Source organism: Andreprevotia lacus DSM 23236, from assembly GCF_900176275.1.
In the GTDB taxonomy this organism is placed as follows: Bacteria; Pseudomonadota; Gammaproteobacteria; order Burkholderiales; family Chitinibacteraceae; genus Andreprevotia; species Andreprevotia lacus.
The window spans coordinates 14,457-38,937 of sequence record NZ_FWXD01000033.1 but is presented as its reverse complement, the minus strand read 5'-3'; the positions used below and the strand labels follow the sequence as shown (position 1 = coordinate 38,937).

Annotated in this window: 28 protein-coding genes; 11 read left to right on the top strand and 17 right to left on the bottom strand. The window is 63.6% G+C overall.

Going from position 1 to position 24,481, the window contains the following annotated elements:
• Positions 1 to 294, top strand: a 294-nt coding sequence (locus B9A19_RS18905; protein ID WP_139798981.1) for an integrase core domain-containing protein, incomplete at its 5' end; no start/stop codon positions are given.
• A gap of 192 nt (positions 295 to 486) precedes the next feature.
• Here the strand turns inward: B9A19_RS18905 and B9A19_RS18900 are convergent.
• A complete protein-coding gene (locus B9A19_RS18900; protein WP_084092718.1) occupies positions 487 to 1,059 on the bottom strand; it encodes a GNAT family N-acetyltransferase in 573 nt (190 codons plus the stop codon).
• A 361-nt stretch (positions 1,060 to 1,420) separates the two neighbouring features.
• On the opposite strand from B9A19_RS18900, the gene B9A19_RS18895 reads away from it, so the two are divergent.
• Both B9A19_RS18895 and hemB read left to right on the top strand, forming a co-directional pair.
• On the top strand, positions 1,421 to 2,020 hold the full coding sequence (locus tag B9A19_RS18895) for a DUF2239 family protein (RefSeq protein ID WP_084092721.1): 600 nt from the start codon (positions 1,421 to 1,423) through the stop codon (positions 2,018 to 2,020).
• 274 nt (positions 2,021 to 2,294) lie between these two features.
• Positions 2,295 to 3,311 carry a porphobilinogen synthase gene (gene hemB / locus B9A19_RS18890; protein ID WP_084092717.1) on the top strand — a complete coding sequence of 339 codons (1,017 nt, stop codon included), beginning with the start codon at positions 2,295 to 2,297 and terminating at the stop codon, positions 3,309 to 3,311.
• Between the two features lie 96 nt (positions 3,312 to 3,407).
• Here hemB and B9A19_RS18885 read toward each other — a convergent pair whose 3' ends face one another.
• The 5 genes from B9A19_RS18885 to arsC all read right to left on the bottom strand — a co-directional run bounded on the left by B9A19_RS18885 (position 3,408) and on the right by arsC (position 5,916).
• Positions 3,408 to 3,746, bottom strand: coding sequence for a hypothetical protein (locus B9A19_RS18885; protein WP_084092716.1), 339 nt, complete (start codon positions 3,744 to 3,746; stop codon positions 3,408 to 3,410).
• Positions 3,747 to 3,841: 95 nt separating this feature from the next.
• A complete protein-coding gene (locus tag B9A19_RS18880; RefSeq protein ID WP_084092715.1) occupies positions 3,842 to 4,177 on the bottom strand; it encodes a hypothetical protein in 336 nt (111 codons plus the stop codon).
• A 108-nt stretch (positions 4,178 to 4,285) separates the two neighbouring features.
• The gene (locus tag B9A19_RS18875) at positions 4,286 to 5,161 is read right to left on the bottom strand and encodes a DMT family transporter (protein ID WP_084092714.1); all 876 of its coding nucleotides are present in this window, start codon (positions 5,159 to 5,161) and stop codon (positions 4,286 to 4,288) included.
• A gap of 122 nt (positions 5,162 to 5,283) precedes the next feature.
• The gene (locus B9A19_RS18870) at positions 5,284 to 5,547 is read right to left on the bottom strand and encodes a Rho-binding antiterminator (protein WP_084092713.1); all 264 of its coding nucleotides are present in this window, start codon (positions 5,545 to 5,547) and stop codon (positions 5,284 to 5,286) included.
• A 15-nt stretch (positions 5,548 to 5,562) separates the two neighbouring features.
• Positions 5,563 to 5,916, bottom strand: a complete 354-nt coding sequence (gene arsC, locus B9A19_RS18865) for an arsenate reductase (glutaredoxin) (protein ID WP_084092712.1) — start codon at positions 5,914 to 5,916, stop codon at positions 5,563 to 5,565.
• 216 nt (positions 5,917 to 6,132) lie between these two features.
• Between arsC and B9A19_RS18860 the strand changes: the two genes are divergently transcribed.
• The 7 genes from B9A19_RS18860 (at position 6,133) to B9A19_RS18830 (ending at position 11,156) form a co-directional block, all read left to right on the top strand.
• Positions 6,133 to 6,342 (top strand): SlyX family protein, encoded by a 210-nt coding sequence (locus tag B9A19_RS18860; RefSeq protein WP_084092711.1) that lies wholly within the window; start codon positions 6,133 to 6,135, stop codon positions 6,340 to 6,342.
• A 62-nt stretch (positions 6,343 to 6,404) separates the two neighbouring features.
• Positions 6,405 to 6,917: a hypothetical protein gene (locus B9A19_RS18855; RefSeq protein ID WP_084092710.1), complete on the top strand. Its 513-nt coding sequence runs from the start codon at positions 6,405 to 6,407 to the stop codon at positions 6,915 to 6,917.
• Between the two features lie 101 nt (positions 6,918 to 7,018).
• Entirely contained in the window at positions 7,019 to 7,618 is a 600-nt protein-coding gene (locus B9A19_RS18850) for a short chain dehydrogenase (RefSeq protein ID WP_084092709.1), read from the top strand.
• A 125-nt stretch (positions 7,619 to 7,743) separates the two neighbouring features.
• Positions 7,744 to 9,948, top strand: coding sequence for a YgiQ family radical SAM protein (locus B9A19_RS18845; protein ID WP_084092708.1), 2,205 nt, complete (start codon positions 7,744 to 7,746; stop codon positions 9,946 to 9,948).
• 133 nt (positions 9,949 to 10,081) lie between these two features.
• Positions 10,082 to 10,516 carry a hypothetical protein gene (locus B9A19_RS18840; RefSeq protein ID WP_139798980.1) on the top strand — a complete coding sequence of 145 codons (435 nt, stop codon included), beginning with the start codon at positions 10,082 to 10,084 and terminating at the stop codon, positions 10,514 to 10,516.
• A gap of 3 nt (positions 10,517 to 10,519) precedes the next feature.
• Positions 10,520 to 10,831 (top strand): hypothetical protein, encoded by a 312-nt coding sequence (locus tag B9A19_RS18835; RefSeq protein WP_084092706.1) that lies wholly within the window; start codon positions 10,520 to 10,522, stop codon positions 10,829 to 10,831.
• A 4-nt stretch (positions 10,832 to 10,835) separates the two neighbouring features.
• Entirely contained in the window at positions 10,836 to 11,156 is a 321-nt protein-coding gene (locus B9A19_RS18830; protein ID WP_084092705.1) for a hypothetical protein, read from the top strand.
• A gap of 96 nt (positions 11,157 to 11,252) precedes the next feature.
• Here the strand turns inward: B9A19_RS18830 and B9A19_RS18825 are convergent, their stop codons facing one another.
• The 6 genes from B9A19_RS18825 to B9A19_RS18800 form a co-directional block, all read right to left on the bottom strand.
• Positions 11,253 to 11,681 (bottom strand): cupin domain-containing protein, encoded by a 429-nt coding sequence (locus tag B9A19_RS18825; RefSeq protein ID WP_084092704.1) that lies wholly within the window; start codon positions 11,679 to 11,681, stop codon positions 11,253 to 11,255.
• A 138-nt stretch (positions 11,682 to 11,819) separates the two neighbouring features.
• Positions 11,820 to 12,365, bottom strand: a complete 546-nt coding sequence (locus B9A19_RS18820; RefSeq protein ID WP_139798979.1) for a hypothetical protein — start codon at positions 12,363 to 12,365, stop codon at positions 11,820 to 11,822.
• Between the two features lie 69 nt (positions 12,366 to 12,434).
• A complete protein-coding gene (locus B9A19_RS18815; RefSeq protein WP_084092702.1) occupies positions 12,435 to 14,519 on the bottom strand; it encodes a TonB-dependent receptor family protein in 2,085 nt (694 codons plus the stop codon).
• The gene (locus tag B9A19_RS18810; protein WP_176217017.1) at positions 14,519 to 15,235 is read right to left on the bottom strand and encodes an SDR family NAD(P)-dependent oxidoreductase; all 717 of its coding nucleotides are present in this window, start codon (positions 15,233 to 15,235) and stop codon (positions 14,519 to 14,521) included. The genes B9A19_RS18815 and B9A19_RS18810 overlap by 1 nt, the downstream gene beginning before the upstream one ends.
• 7 nt (positions 15,236 to 15,242) lie before the next feature.
• Positions 15,243 to 15,644, bottom strand: a complete 402-nt coding sequence (gene arfB / locus B9A19_RS18805; RefSeq protein ID WP_084092720.1) for an alternative ribosome rescue aminoacyl-tRNA hydrolase ArfB — start codon at positions 15,642 to 15,644, stop codon at positions 15,243 to 15,245.
• Positions 15,641 to 16,894, bottom strand: a complete 1,254-nt coding sequence (locus B9A19_RS18800; protein ID WP_084092700.1) for a TIGR03862 family flavoprotein — start codon at positions 16,892 to 16,894, stop codon at positions 15,641 to 15,643. Before B9A19_RS18800 ends, arfB begins: the two co-directional genes overlap by 4 nt.
• 188 nt (positions 16,895 to 17,082) lie before the next feature.
• On the opposite strand from B9A19_RS18800, the gene B9A19_RS18795 reads away from it, so the two are divergent.
• Complete coding sequence (locus tag B9A19_RS18795; protein WP_084092699.1) at positions 17,083 to 17,298, top strand: hypothetical protein; 216 nt, start codon at positions 17,083 to 17,085, stop codon at positions 17,296 to 17,298.
• A 52-nt stretch (positions 17,299 to 17,350) separates the two neighbouring features.
• Here the strand turns inward: B9A19_RS18795 and B9A19_RS18790 are convergent, their stop codons facing one another.
• The 5 genes from B9A19_RS18790 to B9A19_RS18770 form a co-directional block, all read right to left on the bottom strand.
• Positions 17,351 to 18,649 carry a DUF6056 family protein gene (locus B9A19_RS18790; protein WP_084092698.1) on the bottom strand — a complete coding sequence of 433 codons (1,299 nt, stop codon included), beginning with the start codon at positions 18,647 to 18,649 and terminating at the stop codon, positions 17,351 to 17,353.
• A 136-nt stretch (positions 18,650 to 18,785) separates the two neighbouring features.
• Complete coding sequence (locus tag B9A19_RS18785) at positions 18,786 to 20,405, bottom strand: NAD(P)/FAD-dependent oxidoreductase (protein ID WP_084092697.1); 1,620 nt, start codon at positions 20,403 to 20,405, stop codon at positions 18,786 to 18,788.
• Positions 20,406 to 20,719: 314 nt separating this feature from the next.
• Positions 20,720 to 21,748, bottom strand: a complete 1,029-nt coding sequence (fdhD, locus tag B9A19_RS18780; RefSeq protein ID WP_245804386.1) for a formate dehydrogenase accessory sulfurtransferase FdhD — start codon at positions 21,746 to 21,748, stop codon at positions 20,720 to 20,722.
• On the bottom strand, positions 21,745 to 24,018 hold the full coding sequence (locus B9A19_RS18775; RefSeq protein WP_084092696.1) for an FdhF/YdeP family oxidoreductase: 2,274 nt from the start codon (positions 24,016 to 24,018) through the stop codon (positions 21,745 to 21,747). Before B9A19_RS18775 ends, fdhD begins: the two co-directional genes overlap by 4 nt.
• Before the next feature lie 170 nt (positions 24,019 to 24,188).
• Positions 24,189 to 24,443: a hypothetical protein gene (locus B9A19_RS18770; protein ID WP_084092695.1), complete on the bottom strand. Its 255-nt coding sequence runs from the start codon at positions 24,441 to 24,443 to the stop codon at positions 24,189 to 24,191.
• Between the last annotated feature and the right edge of the window lie 38 nt (positions 24,444 to 24,481).

The window sequence follows — 24,481 nt, the reverse complement described above, 5'->3', positions numbered from 1 at the left end:
CCGGCGTTCCACTCGCACGCCTTCGGGGATGCCTGCGCAGCGTTGGGTATCCGCCAGCGCTTCACGCGGGCCTACCGGCCGCAGACCAATGGCAAGGCGGAGCGCTTTATCCAATCAGCCCTGCGCGAATGGGCGTATGGGTGTGCCTATTCGAACTCGACGCAACGCCGGGCGGCCCTGCCCGTATGGACGCATTTCTACAACTGGCATCGGCAACATCATGGGATTGCTTGCAAGACGCCAGCGTCCCGTCTCCCACTCGCAGGAAACAACGTCTTGACTCTTCACAGCTAGCGCTTAACTGACTGGCATTACGGCAGTGCCGGGTTTTTTTCTTGCCGAATACAACCAGCTGCGTTGTGCGGCTTCTTGCCACCGCCGGCGGGCGCTGGTTGTCGCTGCCTACCGTGCCGACGCTGACAGCCTGCAGGTGGACCGCCGCAGGGTAAAGCGGCCGTGTCTTAGCTGGTCCAGTTGAGCGAAGTGTTAGGTTTCCGCGTGGCGGAAGGTCCATTCTCTTTGGAGAAGTGAAAACTGCAATAGGTCATGGTACTGGCCACCCCAATAGCCAGTTTCGCGAAGGCGGCCTTCTTCGGCAAATCCGATTGCACGAGCAAGCTTGAGGGATTGAGTATTTTCGGGGTGAATTTGCGCTTCGATTCTATTGAGCTCCATGTTCATGAAGCCCCAACTGATAACCGCAGACAGCGCTTCTCGCATGTAGCCACGCCCGTGGACCGGTGCGGCCAAATCATAGCCCACTACACATTTTCGGGATTCACGATTCCAGCTGAAAAGGCCACAGGTGCCGACCAAGGCGGTTTCGCCTTTGATCTGGATGGCCCAGCGTGTGCCAGGATTAGGCAGCAAGCGCCAACTGGCGAAGACCTTTACAAGATTCTGAGCTGCGGCGAGGTCAACGAGAGGGTCCATGCCAAACCAACGCATAAGCGCTGTGTCGCCATAGATGGCGAACAATGCGGATGCATCACTATCACGAATTTCGCGAAGAAGCAGCCGTTCAGTTTCAAGAGTTGGAAAAGGTAATGGCTGGGTCATGGGAAACCTGACTATCAAGTAGTCTCAAGCAAAGATCACGCATTAACCGGGCTACTCATGTCTGTGATCCGAAGGACTACGGAAATGCCTTCCGGCATGAGCAAGAGCAGTACTACTTCCGCTGTTGGCCGAATTGCGACTTGCCGCCCTCCTGCCTTGGGCAGCTTATCAATCGGAAGCGGTCATCGCCAGCGTGGGGCCTTCGATGCGGCCAGCGTGTGCCGGGCCAAGCGGTCAGTGGCGACCAGCACCCGCACCCAGCCGCAGGCTGTGGCCCTTGTTTATTTTTACCCGGGTATTTACATTCAATATTTATCCGGGTAAATTTAGCGCCATCAACTTACCGATGGAGCACGACCCCATGTTTACCCCAATCAACTGCACCGCCTTTGCCGGCACCCGCCGCATTGCCAGCGGCACACAAGTCATCGTCGCCGCCGCAGTCAAACAAGCGCTGGATGCGGGCGAAAATGCCAGCATCCTCGTGTTTGACGACAGCAGCAGCCAGCCGGTTGAATTCGACCTGCGTGGCACCGTGGCCGACGTGGCGGCGCGCTATGCACAAACTGCATCCGAACCCGTCGAAACGACGGCAGAGGACGAAGCCGGCGATGCCCCGCGCGGCCGTGGCCGCCCCAAGCTGGGCGTGGTGGCGCGCGAAATCACCCTGCTGCCGCGCCATTGGGACTGGCTGGCCAGCCAGCCCGGCGGTGCGTCGGTGGTGTTGCGCAAGCTGGTGGAGGCCGCGCGCAAGGCAGGCGAGGATGCCGACCGCAAGCGGCTGTCGCAGGAGGCCACCTACCGCTTCATGTCGGCCATGGGCGGCAATCTGGCCGGCTTTGAAGACGCTACCCGCGCGCTGTTTGCCGGCGATGGCAAGGCATTCGATGCCGCGACGGCCAACTGGCCGGCCGATGTGCGGGACTATGCGCGCCAGCTTGCGATTGTGGCCTTGTGGTGAGCCTCGGCCGTCATCTGTGTACGAAGTGGCATCAAGCGCCCGGCAAAGCCGGGTGCTTGCCGGTTTTTGAGGATGAAGCGGTGGCCACCCCCGCTTGATTCCACGCCCCCCGCCCTCGCCGCCGCGAGGGAGCCTCGCTATCGCTCGACACCGGTACGAAGCAATTTTCCAGGCAACACACAGGGCAAGGGGAAAATCACCGCTCCCCTGCCCCCGGCGCACGGCCCGACAGGCGTAAAATCGCTGCATCCCGTCCCATGCCAAGGAAAGGTTCATGAGCTTCAACCGCACCCATTCGTCCTTCCGCCCGCGCCGCATGCGCCGCGACGCGTTCAGCCGCAACCTGATGCGCGAAAATACGCTGACGCCGGCCGACCTGATCCTGCCGGTGTTCGTGCTGGACGGCAGCGGGCGCGAGGAAGAAGTAGCGTCGATGCCGGGCGTAAAGCGCCAGAGCATCGATCTGCTGCTGCAGACGGCGGCCGAAGCGGTGCGGCTGGGCGTCCCGGCGCTGGCGCTGTTCCCGGTCATCGATCCGGCGCTCAAGTCACTGGATGCGGCCGAAGCATGGAACCCGGATGGTTTGGTGCCGCGCACCGTCAAGGCGCTGAAGAGCGCCTTCCCCGAGCTGGGCGTAATCACCGACGTGGCGCTGGACCCGTACACCGTGCACGGCCAGGACGGCATCCTCGGCACCGAGGGGCGTGACGAAGGTTATGTGCTGAACGACGTGACCGTGGCCGCACTGGTCAAGCAGTCGCTCTGTCATGCTGCCGCCGGCGCCGATATCGTGGCCCCCAGCGACATGATGGACGGCCGCGTGGGCGCCATCCGCACTGCGCTGGATGCCGATGGCCACCTGCACACGCGCATCATGGCCTACTCGGCCAAGTATGCCAGCGCCTTCTATGGCCCCTTCCGCGATGCACTCGGTTCCAGCGGCAATCTGGGCAAGGGCAACAAATACACCTATCAAATGGACCCGGCCAACGGCGACGAAGCGCTGCACGAAGTAGCGCTCGATCTGCAGGAAGGCGCCGACATGGTGATGGTGAAACCCGGCATGCCCTATCTGGACGTGGTACGCCGCGTGAAGGACACCTTCGGCGTACCCACCATGGTGTATCAGGTGTCGGGCGAATACGCGATGCTCAAGGCCGCCGCACAGAACGGCTGGCTCAATGGCGAGGCGGTAATGATGGAAAGCCTGATCGCCTTCAAGCGCGCCGGGGCCGATGCGGTACTGACCTACTTCGCCATTGACGCGGCACGCGTGCTACGCGGCGAGTAAGCGCGGCACTTGTCCTTGGATGGTTCAAACCCGGCACAAGCCGGGTTTTTCATGCGCGCTCATCCGGCACGATGCCGGCCCATCTGCCAGACGATCTCAAAAGAACAGAAACGCTGCGCAAATCACCGTGACCGCCACGATGGTCGCGCCGCCAACCACCGCATTCACCCAGAACAGCCCGCGCCAGAAGGCCGACTCGATCACCAGAAAGCCGCGCCGGCGCGTCAGCGCCCAGACGTCGCCGATAAAGGCCCCTGCCATGTCCTGATCCACCCACATCGTCTGGCTTTGCGTGCTTTCAATCAGGTTGCCGTAGTTGTTGCGCACATAGTCATACAGCAGGCGTGACAGGATCAGCACCAGAAAAAACCCGACAAAACCGACTGCGATGCAGGTCGGCAACACGATATCGACAAAGATCGGTGATTTGATCACGGCAGCTCCATGGTTGTGCGATCAGCATAAACTGCTTCTGCAGCAAGACGGGAACAGCTCTGGCAATACCAGCCATGTTCCGCACGCATGGCCGCTCACGACACGAAGCCGATGCAGACCACCAGCATGGCCAGCACCATCAGACCACCAATAACAGCATTCACGCCGAACAATACGCGCCAGAACGGCGACTGCACGCGGTGAAAGCTGCCGTCGCGCGTCATGGTCCAGATATCGGCGATAAAGGCCATGGACTGATCCTGATCCAGCCAGAACGACTGGCTGCGCGTGGCATCCATCAGATTGGCATGGTGACGTTGCACATGATCATAGAGCAGCCTCGACAGTACCAGCAGCGACAGAAAACCGCCCAGCCCGACCGAAATGCAAACCGGCAATACGTAGTTGATGAACAGCGGCGAGGTGATCATGGCAGTGGTCCTGCATCGAATGCCCTCAGCATGGGCTGCAGGCTTGGCAGTCATGCCCGTCTATCGGGATGCCCGCCATGCGCGGCGCACATGCCCCAGCCGGGATGCCTACTCCGGCACCGGCTGCGGCGGGGTCAGCGCGATCAGCAGCGCTGCGGCCAGAATGGCCGCGCCACCCAGCCATTGCTGTGCGCCCATCGGCTCGCCCAGCAGGCTGGCGGCCAGCACCACGCTGACGGCAGGTTCGAGCGTGGAAATGGTCGATGCCTCGGCTGCGCGCAAACGATCCAGCCCGGCCAGAAAAGCGAAAATGGCAATCACGGTGGAGACCAGCGCAATGCCGGCCATGGCCAGCCAGCCGTTCATGCCTTGCGGCCAGTGCGGCGTGGCAAACAAGGTCGAGCTCGATAGCGCCAGCGCGGCCGATACCATCACCACGCTGGCGGCCGGCAAAGCGCCCGCACGCGGGGTGAGCCGGCTGCCGACCAGGATGTAGCCCGAGTAGATGAAGGCCGTGGACAGGCCGAACAAGATGCCAGGCAGGCGGCCAGCCAGGCCGTTGCCTATGGTCAGCACCAGCCCGCCACAGGCAAGCGCCAGCGCAAACAACGCGCGCTTGCGCAGCCGCTCGCGCAGGAACACGGCGGCGATCAGGGTGACCACCACCGGGTAGAGATAGAGCAGCAAGGCCGCCAGTGCGGCCGATGCATAATGCAGCGCCGAGAAATAGCAGTAGGCCTGTGCCGCATACGCCAGCCCCATGCCGGCCAGGCCGAGCAAGGTGCTGCCGCGCGGCCAGCTGCCACGCCGCCACAGCATGATGGCCAGCATCACCAGCGCAGCTACGCCAAAGCGCAGCAGCAAGATGCCCTGCGTATCCGCGCCGCTGCGATAGGCCCAGCTGCCGAAAATCGGCATCAGCCCGAAAGCAAAGGCAGACAGCAGGATCAAGGCGATGCCGGTGGCACGGCGGCTGGCAAACATGGCAAAACCTGCAACTTAAAAGCAGCAGTGTGCCTTGCCGGCTGCAAACGCGCCGCTGCGGCTATCCCGCATCGGTCGTCGGCCTGATCCATGACGGGCAGATCAGCGCCGCGCCGAGCAACTCATCGATACACGATACGCCCGAACAATGCCCCACGATCGCGCGGCGTGATCGCATTCAGATCGTCCAGCCGCACATCCACCAACCCCTCATGCGTTTCCAGCTGCAGGTATTCGGTCTGGTCACGATCAAACAGCGTCTTGGCGTGGCCATCCACCTCGGGCGCGCCCACGCGCTCCACATGCAGCTTGTAGTGGTTGGTGCACGCCAGCTCCAGATAGTCGTACAGATCGCTGTCGATAGGCTGGTAGGGTTTGTGGGTCATGACGCATCTCCTGGTTCAGACAAACAGGGACAGAATCGCTTCCGGTGGTCTGCCAAGTACGGCGCGCTGGTCGTCCACCACCACGATGGGGCGTTCGATCAGCCGTGGCGTCGCCACCATGGCGGCAATCAGTTCGTCGCGCGTCAGCGCGGGGTCATCGAGGCCGAGCAGCGCATATTCGGCCTCTTTGCGGCGCATCAGCTCACGCGGGGTCAGCCCCAGCAGATCAAGCAGTTGCGCCAGACGCACCGCGTCGGGCGGCGTTTTCAGGTATTCGACCACGTCGGGGCGTATGCCGCGCGCTTCCAGCAGCGCCAGCGTATCGCGCGATTTGCCGCAACGCGGGTTGTGATAGATGGTGACTTGCACGGCGGCCCCCTGGTTCCCGGATGATGCCGATCAGTCTAACGAGGGCAAGATGGGCCGCCCACTGGAATAATCCCGCTGCCCATGGCCACGCACCGGGGTAAATCAGCGTACGCGTGTAACCCAAGCGGCGCAATCTGCCGCGCATGCAGGCCGCTGCACGGTCTGCCGCCATGCCGCACACTGTTATCATCGCCCATCGTAACCAGCGAGCCTGCCATGGAAGCACGCATCACCGAACTCGAAATCAAGCTGGCGCTGCAGGATGACCTGCTCGACACCCTCAACAACATCGTCGCCGCGCAGCAGCAGCAAATCGACCGCCTGCAGCTTGATCTGCGCGCGCTGGCCAACCACGTACGCAATATGGAAGGCCCAGGGCCGGCCGGGCAAAGCAAGCCCGAGGACGAGATTCCGCCGCACTATTGATCCCCGGTCGAATGCGCCGGCCCGTCCTATGCTGAAGCTTCGCATCAACATCAGGGCCGGCAATGACCGAAGCAGAATGGGTAAGACTGAACTATGCCGTGCTGGGCGAAGCCACGGCAAAATTTCGCGGCGCGCGCTTCTTTGCCGCGCTGGTGCTGTGCCTGACGCGCGTCAGCGGCGCACATTATGCCTTCGTCACCCTGCGTGACAGCGGCCACGCCGCCAAGGGCTACAGCCTGGCGTTTGCCGACGGCAACAACACCCGCCAGCCCTTCAGCTACGATCTGGCCACCACGCCGTGCAATGCGGTGCTGGGCGGCAACCCGGTATCGCTGCCGTGCGATGTATCGCAGGCTTTTCCTGCCGCGCAGGGTATTTATTCAGGTTACTGCGGGCTGCCGCTGCAGGATGAAGGTGGCGCCACGCTCGGCCTGCTGGCCGTGGCCGATGACCGCACGCTGGGCCACGTAGAGCGGCTGGAGGCGCTGCTGCGCTTGCTGGTGGGCCGCACGGCGGCCGAGCTGGAATGCCATATCGCACACCGGCACATCCAGCCGCTGGCCCAATCCCGCTAGCACGCCGGCCCGTGCGGAACCCGGGCACGGCCAGCCCGTCGAACCATGACCTTTTCCACCCCAGCCGGCCCCGCCGGCGTCATGAACGGAGCAGCAAGAGCATGAAAATCGTCATCATCGGTGCCGGCGGCACCATCGGGCAGGCCGTGGTTGCCGAGCTGGGCGCACGCCACGACATCATCAGCGCCGGCCGCAACAGCGGCGATGTGCGGGTGGACCTGAAGGACTACGCCAGCGTGCAGCAGCTGTTCCGCAGCGTGGGCGCGGTGGATGCGGTGATTGCCACCGCCGGCAACGTGCATTTCGGCCCGCTGGGCGAATTCACGCCCGAGCAATACGCCGTCGGTCTCAACGACAAGCTGATGGGGCAGGTCAACCTGGTGCTGGCCGGCCAGCACGTGCTGAACGACGGCGGCAGTTTCACCCTCACCAGCGGCATCCTCACGCATGACCCGATCCGTTACGGCAGCGGCGCCAGCATGGCCAATGCCGCCATCGACGGCTTTGTGCGCGCCGCCGCCATCGAGCTGCCACGCGGGCTGCGCATCAATGCGGTCAGCCCCAATGTGCTGGTGGAATCGCTGCCGGCCTACGGCGCCTACTTCCGCGGTTTCGATGCCGTACCCGCCGCGCGCGTGGCATTGGCCTACAGCAAGAGCGCGGAAGGCGCGCAAACCGGGCAGGTTTACGCGGTGCACTGAACGTTACCGGCGGGGACGAGGGAAGCCATGCCCCAAACCCGCCCTATCCCGATGAAAAACAAGGGATTTTTTGATTTTTCACGCAAATCTGCGACAATGCTTGATTAGTCTTGTTTGCAGTCGCCATGAATTCCGCTCTCACTCCGCTGTTTGACTACCCGAAGCCGACCTTGCGCCCGGCTGCGCCCTTTCTGCCCATGAGCCGGCAAGAGATGGATGCGCTCGGCTGGGATGAGTGCGACATCATTCTGGTGACGGGCGACGCCTACATGGACCACCCCAGCTTCGGCATGGCGCTGGTGGGGCGGCTGCTGGAGGCGCAGGGCTTTCGCGTGGGCATCATTTCCCAGCCGGAATGGGATAGCGCGGACGATTTCAAGACGCTGGGCAAGCCCCGGCTGTTTTTCGGCATTACCGCCGGCAACATGGATTCGATGATCAACCGCTATACGGCTGATCGCAAACCGCGCTCGGACGACGCCTACACCGCCGACGCCATCGGCGGCCGCCGGCCGGATCGTGCCGTTACCGTGTATTCGCAGCGCTGCCGCGAGGCGTATCCGGGCGTGCAGATCATGATCGGCAGCATCGAGGCCAGCCTGCGCCGCATTGCCCAGTACGACTACTGGAGCGACAAGGTACGCCAGTCGGCCATTGTCTATGCCAAGGCGGACATCCTGCTGTACGGCAACGCCGAGCGCGCGCTGGTCGAGGTGGCCCACCGCGCCAACGCCGGTGAAAAGCTGCGCGACATCCGCGATGTGCGCGGCACCGCCTTCATGACCCCGCACGGCTGGCTGCCGGCGCGCGACTGGTCGGTGCTCGATTCCAGCACCGTCGATACCCCCGGCCGCGTCGACCCGCACCCCGATCCGTACGAAATGAAAGAGGAAAAGCAGGCTGCGCAAGCCTGTGGCACCACCGACAGTGCGCCGGATGCACCCAAGCCCATCCGCATCGTCAGCAAGGCCGAGCGCATTGCCGCCAAGCAGGCCGAGCGGCAAAAGACCGTGGTGCGCATTCCGGCCTATGAGGCCGTCGCGCATGATCCGGTGCTGTACGCACATGCCAGCCGCACGCTGCACCTGGAATCCAACCCCGGCAACGCCCGCGCCATGGTGCAGGCGCACGGCGAGCGCGATGTATGGCTGAATGCGCCGCCCATCCCGCTCACCACGCCGGAAATGGATTATGTGTATGGCCTGCCCTACGCCCGCGCGCCACACCCCAGCTACGGCGGTGCGCGCATCCCGGCGTGGGACATGATCAAGTTCTCGATCAACATCATGCGCGGCTGTTTTGGCGGCTGTACCTTCTGCTCGATCACCGAGCACGAGGGCCGCATCATCCAGAGCCGCTCGGAGGAATCCATCCTCAACGAGATCGTCGAAATCCGCGACAAGACGCCGGGCTTCAAGGGCCATATCAGCGATCTGGGCGGCCCCACTGCCAATATGTATCGCCTGGCGTGCAAGGACGAGAAGATCGAGCAAAGCTGCCGCCGCCTGTCGTGCGTGTACCCCGGCATTTGCGAGAACCTGAATACCGATCACTCGCACCTGATCCAGCTCTACCGCAAGGCGCGCGCCATTCCGGGCGTGAAGAAAATCACCATCGGTTCCGGCCTGCGCTACGACATCGCGGTGGAATCGCCCGAGTACATCAAGGAGCTGGTGACGCACCACGTCAGCGGCCTGCTGAAGATCGCCCCCGAACACACCGAAGACGGCCCGCTGTCCAAGATGATGAAGCCGGGCATCGGCACCTTCGAGCGCTTCAAGGACCTGTTCGATCATTACTCCAAGCAGGCCGGCAAGGAGCAATACCTGGTGCCCTACTTCATCGCCGCCCACCCCGGCACGCGCGATGAAGACATGCTCAACCTGGCGCTGTGGCTGAAGAAGAACAACTTCAAGCCCGACCAGGTGCAGGCCTTCACCCCCACGCCGATGGCGCTGGCCACCACCATGTGGCACACCGGCCGCAACCCGCTGAAGAAACTGGCGCGCAGCTCGGAGAAAGTGCAGATCATCAAGGACGCCAAGCAGCGCACCTTGCACAAGGCCTTTTTGCGCTACCACGACCCGAAAAACTGGCCGGTGCTGCGCGAAGGGCTGATCGCCATGGGCCGCCAAGACCTGATCGGCAACGGCCCCAACCACCTGGTGCCCATGCCCAGCGCCAAGGATCTCGCCAACGGCGAAAAGCGCGTACCGCCCGCATCACGCGTGGTGAAGCCAGCCACGCAGGCTCGCGGCGCGCAACGCAAACTGGTGCTGCCGGGGCAGGGCAAGGGGAAGAAAACGGGCGGGAAGGCGCGCGGGCGGTGAGCTAACGTCAGCCTGTTTCACAATTGCCGCTACCTGCTCGCTTTTTAAGCAGCTGGCGGCAGCAACTTAGTAGCTCCCGTGCCTCGGAACACACCGCAGAATAGCTATCTTTTCCGCAACAGGACCTACCGGCATGGATGTAACCACAAAGCTCTGGGAATGGTTTTGCACGGATGAGTTGCCGTCTATTCGTGCATACTTTTTTCTTTGTGATGCACTGGAAGAATTGGCTTCATCCGCAGAGGCACAATCAACCACTTTGCCGGATTGTCCGCACTGTGAAATATCCAGCACATTCACCGGCAACTACCAAGATTTCTACAAATACTGCGCCGAGCTACTAGATCAGAACATCGAGGAATGCCTGGGCGAAATCGATGACGGTCTGACCAATCTGCCAGCGGATGCAGCAAGCTGTTTTGACCACTCCATTTTCAAGCATGCTGCGTGGCAAGGCATACGCGAGCAGGCAAAAGCGGCCCTGATCGCCCTGCATGCGGAAGCGCTGTACCCATTCCGGGCACAATTGGAACAGGCCGACTCGGACACTGCCACAAAATTGATCTGACCCATGACGGAAAAATCACTGCTGACAACCACAGCCAACGGTCACAACTTCCTGACCTTCGAGGGGCGCAATACGGGCAAATGGCGCGAGGCACGCGATTGGCTGCTGCGCGAAGGCTTCGTCGAGTCCGGGCGCAATGTCATCGGTGTGGATGAAGGCGTTTTTCCGTCCTTCATCAAACAGGAAATCAGCATCGCAGCAGGTTTTGACCACTGGAGTGGCGACTATCTGCTCGCGACATGCACCATGGGTGACAATATCATTGTGAGCCTGGCGAACTACCTGGCAGCGCAAGATCGTCGCCCTGAGGGCTGATGACTTGGACGATACCGAGTATCTGGAGATCACCTTGGCGATGGATATTGCTTGTCGGGCGTGCGGCGCAACGAAATTTGCCTGCTTTGTGCAACACGGCAGTTACTTCAGCTGCTGCCAGGCTTGTAATCAAATGGGTTGGGCGACTAGCTGGATGGCGGTTTCCAACTCATTCACACAAACAGTTCGCGCGGTGGTCGTTGATGAACAGCACAAGGAAATCGAAGTGGTCGGTCAGGGTTCAGGGCCGGACCTGATGGCAAAAATCGCCCAAGCAGCCGGCTTGGGAAAACTGGTCATGCTTGCCACGCCGCAAGAAGAATAGGCTACCAATGCCCGCATTGCAGTCGATGGCGATCGCCAGGCTTCGCAAATAAAAGAGCCGCATCAGCGGCTCTCTCACGTGGTCACAGCGCATGCATCAATGCTGATGATCCGCATCCGCCTTGATCGTCAGCGCCGAGCCGACGTTGCCCACATAGAACACCACCAGCTTCACCGGCTTGTCGCCCACCGTGTGGCCGTTGTGCCAGGTGTCGACGACTTCGGCCAGTGCTTCGCCAGCCTTGATGCGCTTGGTCTTGCCATCTTTCAGCGCCACTTCCAGCTCGCCTTCCAGCAGGTAGGCAAACGACGGAATCGGGTGCTTGTGCCAGCCGGTTTCCGCGCCCGGGGCAATTTCGATTACCAGGCCGCTGACTTCGGCCGGGCCTTGCGGCAGTACCAGCGGGGCGCCGTTCCAGCTGGTGGTGGTTTTCAACACCGGGGTGGCCTTGATGCTGGGTGTGGGGTCGAGCGCAAAGGCTGAAGAGGCAAGCAGCAGGGCGATGACGGCAAGGGCTGAACGCATGGGGTACCTGAAAGAGAGAAGAATGGGTGAGAAAATATGCCGAAAGCATGGCGCGGGCGTGATGCTACCCCAGTCCGCTGTCACGTGTGGCATTTGCTTTGAAATCCCGCCAGCCCAACCGGCAACGGCGGGTTCCACCTATCTGGCGCGCGAGCACACCAGCGAGGTCTTATCCCGCACGCTGCCCAGCTCACTGTGCAGCCTGGCCAGCGTATTGAACTGCTTGGCATCGGCACGCTTGTTGAAGAATGCGATGAAGAACAGCTTGCCGGTATCGTTGTAGGCGGCCACGCGCAGGCCAGCCACGGTGATGCCGTTGGCCAGCATGATGGGCTGGTACTTCAGGGCGGTATAGCTGAGCAAGGTGCCGTCCTTGCCCACTACCGGCGGCACATTGGCCGCGTCGTTGTCGTCGAGCATGAACTGGTCTTGTACATCGGCCTTCAGCACCATGGCCGGGCGGAATTTTTCTATGGGCTTGGCAAGGCGTTGCGGTGCTTCGAATACATAGCCGGCGCTTTCCAGCGCGGGTTTGATCTGCAGCAGCAGCGAGGGGTCGCAACGGGTGAAGGCCTGCACAAACAGCGCCGTCTGGGCCTGATCGAGCTGGGCTGGGGCGCTGGCGGCAATGGCAGACGCCAGCATGAAGGCGATGGCAACAGCGGTACGCAGGATGGGGGGCACGGTGCAGGCTCCGTTGGGGTTTGCTGCCAGCATAGCCTGCGCAATATGACATGGGTATCGCGGCGCGGGCTACCAGTCCAGCGTGGCGCTCACTCCGGCAAACACGCTGCGCCCCGGTGCGGGCTCGAAATAGCGGCCGTTGCTCTCGTTCACGATGACCGAGCCGGCGTATTGCTGCTCCAGCAGGTTATCCAGCCGCACAAACTCTTTAAAGCGCCATGCGCCCAGCTTTTGCTGCAGGCCGGCGCGCAGGTTGATCAGCCAGTAGCTGGCGCGCGCGTCGCTGTTGGCGTCGTTCACCATCATGCTGCCGCTGTAGACGGTTTCCAGCGCCAGCAGCGCGCCATCGGCCGGTTGCCAGGCCAGATCGGCAAACAGGCTGGCACCGGGGATGCCGGGTAGCCGCTTGCCGGCCGGCACCGTGGTGGCCGTGCACGGCGTGCCGCTGCAGCTGGCAAACGCTTGCGCGTATTCGGCACGCAACCAGCTGTAGGCCAGCGTGCTCGACAGCGTGGCCGTCCAGTCATGGTGAGCGCTCAGCTCGATGCCGTCGCGGCGGGTGCGCGCGGCGTTCTGGTAGACGGCGCGGCCGCCTGCATTGGCCAGCACCACCAGCTCGTTGCGGGTATCGACATGGAACAGCGCCAGCTCGACGCGAGTACCGGCAGCGGGCTGCCATTTGGCGCCGACTTCGTAGTGATCGCTCTCGGCCGGTTGCAGCGCCCAGTTCAGCCCGCCGCCGCTGGTGGCGCGGTAAGACAATTCGTTCAGCGTAGGCGTCTCGAAGCCCTGGCCGTAGGCGGCGTATAGATTGAGTGCTTCGGCAGCGCGGTAATTGATGCCCAGCGCGCCGCCCAGGTGCTTGTAGGTCACGCTGCCGCTGTCGTCGCCATTGCCCGGCGCGATGTAGTGATCGGTGGAGCGCACGTGCACGCTGCTGTTGCGCACGCCGGCATCCAGCCGCCAGCGCTCGGCCGGCTGCCATTGCAGCTGCAGGTATTGGTCGGCATTCCACACGCGGTTGCTCTCGTCGCGGCGCAAACGGCCCTGCACGCCCAGGGTGCTGCCGACAAAGTTCTCGTAACCCTTGCGCGCTTCGTCCAGTGCCTCGACGTTCACGCCGGCCACCACATGCCAGCCCTCGCCTTGGTGCAGCCAGTTGGCATCCACACCCTGATAGCGCCGCTGCAGGTCGATGACACCACCTGCGCTGCCGGCCGGCGTCTGCGCGCCCGGCGTAATGGCCTGGAACTGTGTGGTGGCGCGCTGGCCGGCATACAGACTGGCGTGCAGCGTATCGGCGTCGCCCAGCGGCTGATCGAGGCTAGCGCCAAACTGCTGTTGATCCAGCGCTTTGCGCGTGTTGTAGCGCAGCGCGCTGGCGTCAGCCTGCTGCGGATTGGCCTCGTATTGCGCGCGGCTCAGGCCCAGCGGGTCGTCGGCATCGGCACGCACGCTGTTTACCACCAGGGTGGCCACACCCTGCTCGCCCACACCGAACACCAGCTTGCCATTGAGCAGATCGCGCGTGGCGGCGCTGTGGTCACGGTAACCATCGGTGCTGAAGCGGTTGGCATCCAGTAAGTAGTTGATACCGCCTTGAAGGCCGGATGCCTTGATGCCGTTCTTGCGTGCGCCATCGCTGCCGGCTGCCACACTGGCGGTGACGGCATTGCCCGGCTGGCCCGATTCGCTGTTTACCAACAGCGTGCCGCCGGCCGCATTGCCATACAGCACCGAGAACGGCCCGCGCAGCAGCTCGATATGCTCGGCCGATGCCAGATCGATGTGCGAGGTCTGCGCCTGCCCGTCCGGCATGGTGGCCGGTATGCCATCAACCACGATGCGCACGCCGCGCACGCCAAAGGTCGAACGCGCGCCAAAGCCGCGCACCGACAGCTGCACATCCTGCGCGTAGTTCTGCCGGTTCTGCGCCACTACGCCGGGCAGGCGCTGCAATGCTTCACTCAGGTTGATGGTGGGCTGCGCGGCCTGGATGTCGTCCCGACCGAGCTGGCTGACTGCCGCAGGCACATCGCTGGCCGGGGTTTCCACCCGCGTGGCGCTGACGACCACCGGTTGCAGCTCGGCCGCATCATCGGCCTGTGCCGTGATGGCAGCGCCCAGCAGCAGCGCGGGCAGTAGACGGCGCATCAGTCGGCCGCCTCGATATCGTAGCTGCGGCCGTTTTCGGCGCGACTGATCACATCGGCGACATAATTGGCGACCTCGGCCGCGCTGCGCAGCTGGCCAGCCTGCTTGCGGGCGATGAAGCGCGCCACATCGGGGAAGTCATCATCCGGCGTGGCGCGGATTTCGCCCTGCATGCGCGTGTCCATCACGTCCGGGTCGATGCTGATGCAGATGAACGGCGCAGCGGCGGCAGCCTGCTCGACCGCCAGCGCGCGGATGAAGTTGTCCATGCCGGCCTTGGCGGCGCAATACAGGCTCCAGCTGCCATAGCCCTTGCGCGCCGCGCCGGACGAAATCTGCGCCACGGTTTTGCGCGCGCTCACCCGATCAAACGCCTGCACGAAAGCGGCGATCAGCTGCACCGCGCCCAGCAGGTTCACATTCAGGTTGTGCGTGATTGCCGCCGCATCCAACCGCGCCACGGGTAGCAGGGGGGTGAGCATGCCGGCGTTGCTGATCAGCGCCACCTCGGCCCACGGCTGGCTGGCCAGCCGGGCAAACAGCGGCCGCACCGTGCCCAGCGCTTGGGCCAGGTCGGCCAGATCGAGATCGACATGCGCCGGGCCGCTGCCGCTGCGCGATAGTTCGGCCACTTGCCAGCCGGCCTGGGTGTATTGGTCTACCAGCGCAGCGCCCAGCCCGTGCGAGCCGCCGGTGATGATGGCCAGTTTGTTCATGCTGTTCCTAGTCAGAAACCTTGCCGCGCAGCGACTTGATCTCGCCGCGATGGCTCTTGCCATCCATGCGGCGGCGCTGCGAGGCGCGCGTGGGCTTGGTGGCGCGGCGGACCACCGGTTCGTGCGTCACGCTTTCCAGCAGGGCCAGCAGGCGGGCCATGCCGTCCTCGCGGTTTTTTTCCTGCGTGCGGTGCTGCTGCGCCTTGATGACGATCACGCCGTCCTTGGTGATGCGGCTGTCGCTCAGCGCCAGCAGGCGCTGCTTGTAGATATCCAGCAGCGACGAGGCGCGGATATCGAAGCGCAGGTGCACCGCACTCGACACCTTGTTGACGTTCTGCCCGCCCGCACCCTGCGCGCGGATGGCGCTGAACTCCACCTCGTTCTCGTTGAGCACGATGCGGCTCATGGCTGCTGCAACCAGTTGGCCGCACCCAGCCCGGCAGCACGGCCGGTGGCAAAACAGGCGGTCAGCAGATAGCCGCCGGTGGGTGCTTCCCAATCAAGCATTTCACCGGCACAGAACACGCCGGGCAGCGCCTTGAGCATCAGCGCGCCATCCAGCGCCGCAAAGGCCACGCCACCAGCGGTGCTGATCGCCTCGTCGATGGGGCGCGGGCGGCGCAGCGTAATCGGCAGTGCCTTGATGGCTGCCGCCAGCTTGGTCATATCGTTGAAGTCGTCCTTGCTGACGCATTCGCGCAGCAGCGCGGCCTTCACGCCGTCGATGCCGACCTTGCTCTGCAAATGGCTGGACAGAGAACGGCTGCCGCGTGGCTGGCTCACTTCGCGCAGCACGCGCTCGGCATCGCGCTGCGGGCTAAGGTCGACATGGATGGTGGCCTCGCCCTGCGCGGCAATCAGCTCGCGGATGCGCGCGGAAAACGCATAGATCAGGCTGCCCTCGACGCCATGCTGGCTGACCACGAACTCGCCAATGCGCCGCTCGGTATTGCCGTGCACATCGGTCAGGGTGAGCGCCACCGATTTGAGCGGGCTGCCGGCGAACTTCGTTTGCAGGTGCGCGCTCCAGTCGGCCTCAAAGCCGCAATTGGCCGGCTGCAGCGGCGCGATCTCCACGCCATGCTGCGCCAGCAGCGGCGCCCATGCGCCGTCCGACCCCAGCCGCGCCCAGCTGGCGCCGCCCAGCGCCAGCACGGTGGTGTCGGCACGTACGCTGATTTCGCCATCCGGCGTGGCAAAGCGCAGCGCGCCATCGCTGCCCCAGCCCAGCCAGCGGTGGCGCGGGTGCACGGCGACGCCCTGCGCTTTCAGCCGCGCCAGCCAGGCGCGCAGCAGCGGCGCTGCTTTCATGTCCTTGGGAAATACGCGGCCCGAGCTGCCGACGAAGGTTTCTATGCCCAGCGCGTGTATCCACGCCTGCAACGCATCGGCATCGAAAGCAGAAATGTAGTTTTGCAACGAAACGCGGCCTGCGCCATAGCGATCCAGAAAAGGTTCGGCCGGCTCGGAATGCGTGATGTTCATGCCACCGATGCCGGCCAGCAGGAACTTGCGCCCCACCGAGGGCATGGCATCGTACACATCGACGGCAATGCCGCGCGCAGCCAGCATTTCTGCGGCCATCAGCCCGGCCGGGCCACCGCCGATAACGGCTGCGCGCGGTGATGATGAAAGAGTGGAACGGGGGGCTGTCATGCGCTTGAAGGGTCTGCAACGCGTGCCATGCACGCAAGCGCTGATCTTACCGGAACACGGGCCGGCAACTGTGACTTTGGGCACAGTCGGGCCGTTTGTATAAAAATTACGAAAATAACAGACTTGTTTGCGTAATAAAACTACGGTATATTACGTAGCAATACTACACAACCCAAGGAGAGCAAGCCATGATTACCATCATCGCCACTGCTATTGAACGTTTCTTCGGCACCCCGGAGAACATCGAAGTGAACGCCCGCGTGAATCGCGTGGCAGGTCTGGCCGCTGCTGAAAAGTACGACGGCCGCGTACTGAAGATCACCGGCAACCGCGCCAAGGTCTGCTGGCCCAAGGGCGAAAAGACCGTTGAAGACCTGAACAGCCTGGTGCTGATCGCTGAATAAGCGTTCTTTGGCCGGTTGCATGAAAAAGCCCCCGCATCTGCCGGGGCTTTTTTCATTTGGGCTGCATCAGCACGCGGCAGCCAAAGAACTGCTGGACATAGCCCGGATTGGCCTGAAACCAGTCATCGCGGTTGTTCAGGAATTTGTAGGGGTAGCGGGCAACGATCTGCTGCGACGGCAGGCCAATATTGCATGCCGCCTGGCCGATCTGATGCCAGATCGCCGCATCGCGCGCGCGGATGCGGCCGGCAAAATCGCTGTAGAGCGTGGCGGCATACGCAGGCACCGTCAGCGCGACAGCCAGCAGCACCGCCATGCCTGAACGCCATTGCGGCTTTACCTGCCACAGCCGGTATATGGCCTCGACCAGCACGGCCAGCATGATGGCCCACGCCAGCAAAAAGGCACGTGGTTCGGTATACGGCGCCATCACCACCGTGCCAACGGCGATCAATGCCGGCAGCAGCAACCAGTGCAGGCGCGCACTGGCCAGGCCGCATCGCCGCAGCCACCAGTAGGCGATCAGCGCCGAGAAGAACAACAGGCTCGATGAGCTGAAAAAGGTGTGCTCCACACTGAACAGGCGCTTGCCGATATAGGCCGGCGTATACCCATGAATGCCGAACAGCTGGTGGTAGTACTGCCGCCGCAATGCCGTGGACGGCGCACTCAGCAACAAGGCCCAGCCCGCTGCCATGCTGGCAATCGGCAGTGCCGCCAGGCGCAGCGACACCGCGTGGCGATGACGCCATGCTGCAGCAAGCATGAATGCCAGCACCGCCAGCGGCGTATTCTCGAACGACACGCCGGCCAGCAGCGCAATCACCATCAACAGCGCCAGCCGCCAGCGCACACCGGTTGCGCGCTGCAGTGTTTCGGGCCCGGCATAGCAATACAGGCACAGCAGCGTGGGAATCAGCGGCATCAGATAGCCGGCCACCACGGTGCGCCAGAAGAACACCTCCATGCCCGGCCAGAACGGAAAGATCAGACACAGCGCCAGTGCGCCTTTGCGCCATGCATCCTGCCGGCCCGAGACCAGCGTGGCCACCAGCGCATTGAGCGCCAGAAAGGTGGCTGCGGCAGCCAGCAAGAATAGCGGCAAGGGCATGCTCAGCCAGAAAATGGCCAGTTGCTCGCCCAGCCGCGCATTCCAGGTGGTGAACTGGGTATGGATGCGCTCGGCAATCCACGGCAGGCGATCTGCAATCGGGGCATCGCCAAATGGCCGGGTCAAACCATAGTCTTCGCCATTGAGCGGCGCGAGCAAAAATATGCCCATGAAGGCCAGCACGTTCAACGTGGCCAGCAAAAGCAACAAAAGGTCTGGGCGCGCGCGAGGCAGCTTCATCTGATTCAATACCGGCAAGACCGGCAGCGCACAGCCCCGGCATAAGCGGTTGGCCACACCCAAACACGCGGGCACGGCAAACCATGAAAGGGCCGGATTAAATCACACCAGGAATTCTTGTCAATTTAATTTCTTGTTACTTACCAACAACCGAAAGCGCTACCGCCTCGGCCACCTTGATGCCATCCACCCCGGCCGACAGGATGCCGCCGGCGTAGCCTGCGCCCTCGCCGGCCGGATACAGGCCGACCACGTTCAGGCTTTGCAGGGTGGTGTCGTCGCGGGTGATGCGCAGCGGCGAGCTGGTGCGCGTTTCCACACCGGTCAGCACGGCATCGTGCATGGCAAAGCCACGAATTTGCTTGTCGAAAGCGGGCAGTGCTTCGCGAATGGCGGCGATTGCGTAATCCGGCAGGCTGGGGTCGAGCGAGCCCATTTTCACGCCCGGCTTGTACGACGGTTCGACTGCGCCCAGCTGGGTGGACGCACGGCCGGCAATGAAGTCCCCCACCAGCTGTGCCGGAGCTTCATAGTTGCCGCCACCCAGCTCGAAGGCGCGCGATTCCAGCTCGCGCTGCAGCGCGATGCCGGCCAGCGGGCCGCCCGGATAGTCGGCAGGGGTGATGCCGACCACGATGCCGGCATTGGCGTTGCGCTCGTTGCGCGAATACTGGCTCATGCCGTTGGTGACCACACGATTCGGCTCGGACGTAGCCGCCACCACCGTACCGCCCGGGCACATGCAGAAGCTGTACACCGACCGGCCATTAGCCGCGTGGTGCACCAGCTTGTAGTCGGCCGCACCCAAGAGCGGGTGGCCGGCGTACTTGCCCAGCCGCGCCTGGTCGATCAAAGATTGCGGGTGCTCGATACGGAAACCGACCGAGAACGGTTTGGCTTCGACGAATACGCCGCGCTCGTGCAGCATTTCAAAGGTATCGCGCGCGCTATGGCCCAGCGCCAGCACCACGTGATCGCTGCGCAGCTCGCCACCATCGGCCAGCCGTACGCCGCGCACCTGCTTTTTGCCGTCGGCAGTGTCTTCCAGCAGCAGGTCGGTCACGCGCTGGCTGAAGCGGATTTCACCGCCCAGCGCTTCGATCTCCGCACGCATGCGCTCGATCATGCTCACCAGCCGGAAGGTGCCGATGTGCGGCTTGCTCACGTACATGATTTCTTCCGGCGCGCCTGCCTTGACGAACTCGGTGAGCACCTTGCGGCCCAGATGCCGCGGGTCCTTGATCTGGCTGTACAGCTTGCCGTCCGAGAAGGTGCCGGCGCCGCCCTCGCCAAACTGTACGTTGGATTCCGGGTTGAGTACGTTCTTGCGCCACAGGCCCCAGGTATCCTTGGTGCGCTCGCGCACTTCCTTGCCGCGCTCCAGCACGATGGGCTTGAAGCCCATTTGCGCCAGCACCAGCGCGGCAAACAGGCCACAGGGGCCAAAGCCGACGATGACGGGGCGGTGCGCCAGCTGCGCCGGCGCCTGGCCGACAAAGTGGTAGCCGGTATCGGGGGTGACGCCGATATTGCGGTCGTCGGCGAACTTGCGCAGCAATGCCGCTTCATCCTTCACCTCGAGATCGAGGGTGTAGATGAACATCATCGGCTTGCCCTTGCGCGCATCGTAGCTGCGCTTGAACACCAGCGTGCTCAGCAGGCGGCTGGCCGGGATGGACAGGCGCTGCAGAGTGGCAGCGGTCAGCTCCTCGGGCGTGTGGTCGAGCGGCAGGCGCAGTTCGGTGATACGCAGCATGTCTTCACAATTCCTTAAACGCAAAAAATCGCCGGCAGGCGATTTGGGCGATCTTCAATACCGCTATTGTAAGGGCTGCGCGGCTTTGCTGCTCGGCACAATGACACGCGGCGGGGCGAACTTGCTGCTTGTTGTGCCCTTGCTGATCGCTGATATGGCATCAAGTGCCGGGCCAAGCCCGGCTCGAATCCGCTGCGGCAAGCGAAACAGCGGCTCTCTCTATTCAACCCGCGCCCCCGCCCTCGCAGCCGCGAGCGAGCCTCGCTGACGCTCGACATTGGCCCCGATCAGCTGTAACCAGCGTTGACGCGCGGTTATGGTGACTCACAGACGATGCGCTGAGGGTGGCTATACACCGTCATCCGTTCGCCACGCACAAAGCCGGCCAAGGTGATGCCGGCCTCGTCGGCCAGCTGCACCGCCAGCGCGGTCGGGGCCGAGATGGCGGCGACCACGGCAATGCCGGCTGCGGCGGCCTTGTGGACGATCTCGTACGACGCGCGCGAGGTCATCAGCAGCACGCCATCGCGTTCGGGCTGCCGGGCGATGGCACCAATCAGTTTGTCCAGCGCGTTGTGGCGACCAACGTCCTCGCGCACGATCAACACGCCATGCCGCCACCAGCCGGCGGCATGCGCCGCGCCGGTCTGCACATTCAAGGGCTGCTGGGCCGCGAGTGCGGCCATGCCGGCGCGTACCACGTCGGCGTGCACCTGCCAATCGGCCTCCACTTTTGCTACCGGGCGGATGGCGCCTTCCAGCGACTCCTGCCCGCACAGGCCGCAACCGGTGCGGCCGGTGAGTGCGCGGCGGCGTTGCTTGAGCGCCTGAAAGCGCGCTTCGCGTATCTGCAGGCCCACGCTGATGCCCTGCACGCTGCTGCTGATTTCGCAGTCAAGCAACTCGCCAGCCTGTTCGATGATGCCCTCGGACAGCGAAAAACCCAGCGCAAAGTCCTCCAGATCCAGCGGGCTGGCCATCATCACCGCGTGCGAGATGCCGTTGTAGACCAGCGCCACCGGCACCTCTTCGGCCAGCCATTCTTCGCGCTCGGCAGTGCCGGCCGCATCGATGCGCAAGGCGTGGACGACCATTGCACCGGCCCGTGTGGTGGTGGCGCACACCTGCCGGCCGGCATCGGTCAGCCACAGGGTGCGGCGCTGGCCGTCGTCTTGCGTGCGCACCCACGGCTGGCCGCCCAGCGCGGCGGCATCGGTCAATAACGCCAGCGCGCGGTTGAGCTGGCTCATCGACAGACCGAGCTGCTTGGTGGCGCGGTGATCGACGCTGCCATCGTGCTCGGTCAGCCAGACCAGCAGCGCCTGCAACTGCACTTCGGTCACGCTGCGGCCAGCTCCGCGCTCAGCGACAGCACGACGGGCACCGATTTGGAGGCCGGCGTGCGTGCACGGTCGGCCATGCTCGACAGCGGCACCAGCGCGTTCGTTTCGGGGTAATAGCTGGCGAGGCACCCCTCGGGGATGTCGTATTCCACCAGCAAAAAGCGTTTGGCGCTGCGCTCGCCGTCGTGCCACAGCGAGGTCAGGTCCACCCACTGGCCGGCGGCAAAGCCCAGCCGCGCCAGATCGGCCTGGTTGATGAAGCACACGCGGCGGTGGCCGTATACGCCGCGATAGCGGTCATCCAGTCCGTAAATGGTGGTGTTGTATTGATCGTGGCTGCGCACCGTCATCAGGTTGAATACCGGTGCGGCATGGCTGGCGCGAATCTGCTTGATCGGCAGATCGGTAGGCACCGGGTGGGCCGCGAACATGGCCTTGCCGCTGGCCGTCTGCCAGTTGCGTTCGCGCGCGCTGTTGCCCAGATAAAAACCGCCCGGCACGTGCACGCGGCGGTTGAAGTCGGCAAAGCCGTCGATCACCTGCGCGATCTTGTCGCGGATGCGGTCGTAATCCTCGATCAGCCACAGCCACGGCGTTTTGCTGTGCGGCAACGTGGCGACTGCCAGGCGCGCCACGATGGCCGGTTCGGACAGCAGATCGGGCGAGGCCGGTGCATTCATGCCGGCCGAGATATGCACCATGCTCATCGAATCCTCGACCGTCACACCCTGTGCGCGGCCGGCCTGGATGTCGATCTCGGTGCGGCCAAGGCAAGGCAGGATATACGCCGCGCGCCCGTGCACCAGGTGCGAGCGGTTGAGCTTGGTGGTGACGTGCACGGTGAGATCGCACTTTGCCAGCGCCTGCTGTGTGCGGTCGCTGTCCGGCGTGGCGGTGGCAAAGTTGCCGCCCATGGCAAAGAACACCTTCGCGCTGCCGTCCAGCATGGCCTCGATGGCGCCAACCACATCGTGGCCATGTTTGGCAGGCGGGGTGAAGTCGAACGCCGCGCCCAGTTTTTGCAGAAATGCCGGCGTGGGGCGCTCGAAAATGCCCATGGTGCGGTCGCCCTGCACATTGGAGTGACCACGCACCGGGCACGCCCCCGCGCCGGGCTTGCCGATATTGCCCTTCAGCAGCAACAAGCCGACGATGGCCTGGATGGTGGCCACCGAATGCTTGTGCTGGGTAATGCCCATGCCCCAGGTGCAGATGCTGGCCGGGCTGGCGATGTAGATGGCGGCGGCTTCACGCAATTGCGCCTCGGAGAGGCCCGATTCCTGCTCGATCACCGCCCACGGCGTAGCCTCTACCGTATCGCGATAGGCGGCAAAACCGTCGGTATGCGCGGCGATGAAATCGGTGTCGATATCGCCAGCCTCCAGCACTACCTTGGCCATGCCGGTGACCGCAGCCAGATCGCCCCCGATCTTGAGCTGATAGTAGTTGGACGCGATGTCCGTGCCGTGCGCCGACAGCATGTCGCGCGGGCTTTGCGGATCGGCAAAGCGCTCCAGCCCGCGCTCGCGCAGCGGGTTGAAGGCGACGATGCGGCAACCGCGCTTGGCGGCCTCGCGCAGGGTGCCCAGCATGCGCGGGTGATTGGTGCCGGGGTTCTGACCGAATATGAAGATGGCCTGCGCATGCTCGAAATCATCGAGCGTAACGGTGCCCTTGCCGATGCCGATCTGCTCTTTCATCGCCGTGCCGGAGGGCTCGTGGCACATGTTGGAGCAATCCGGCAGGTTGTTGGTGCCGAACTCGCGGATGAACAGCTGATAGAGGAAGGCCGCCTCGTTCGAGGTGCGGCCCGAGGTATAGAACAGCGCCTGATCGGGGTGATCCAGCGCGTTCAGCTGCGCGGCAATGGCGGCAAAGGCATCGTCCCAGCTGGTCGGCACATAGCGGTCGGTGGCCGGGTCGTAGCGCATCGGCTCGGTCAGCCGGCCCTGGCCTTCCAGCCAATAGTCATCGTGTGCGGCGAGTTCGGCCACCGTATGCTGCTCGAACAGCGCGCGCGTCACGCGGCGCTCGGTGGCCTCGGCGGCGACGGCCTTGGCGCCGTTCTCGCAGAACTCGAAGGTGGAATGATGGTTTTTGTCCGGCCACGCGCAGCCGGGGCAATCGAAGCCATCGGGCTGGTTGGCGCGCAGCAGGGTGCCCACACCACGCCCCAGCACGCCTTGCTCGCGCAGGGTGCCGAATACGCTTTTCAGCGCTCCCCAGCCACCGGCGGGCCGCTGGTAAACCTTGATTGCCTGTTTGCTCACGCTTGCTGCTCTCTCACGATGCCAGACGGCATTCTGGAGTCCCTATGATAATCCGCGCCGGCCGGGCATAGCAGCGGCATCTGTATCAAACAGGCGGTTGCCCGCGGGCAAGACGGGCAGGCAGCAAAAAAGGGCCTTGCGGCCCTTTTCGTGTTGCTCACCTGGCTTGATCAGCCGTTGGCATACGGGCCGGTGCAGGTCAGGCGGGCAATGTCGTCCTGGGTGAGCGGACAGTAGTACTGCGAACCCGGCGTACCATAACTGCAAGCCGGCAGTGGGCGCGGGGTGCAGGTAGCCACCACCATCAGGCCGCTATCGCTGGCCGAATTGCTGGTGGCCAGCAGCTGGCTGGTGCCGGTATCGGCAGCGGAGGCGAAAGCGGACGACAGAGCGAGGGCCAGACCGGCGATCAAAGCAAGTTTCATGACTACTCCATTTATGTTGTCAGTTTTTGTTCAGCGAG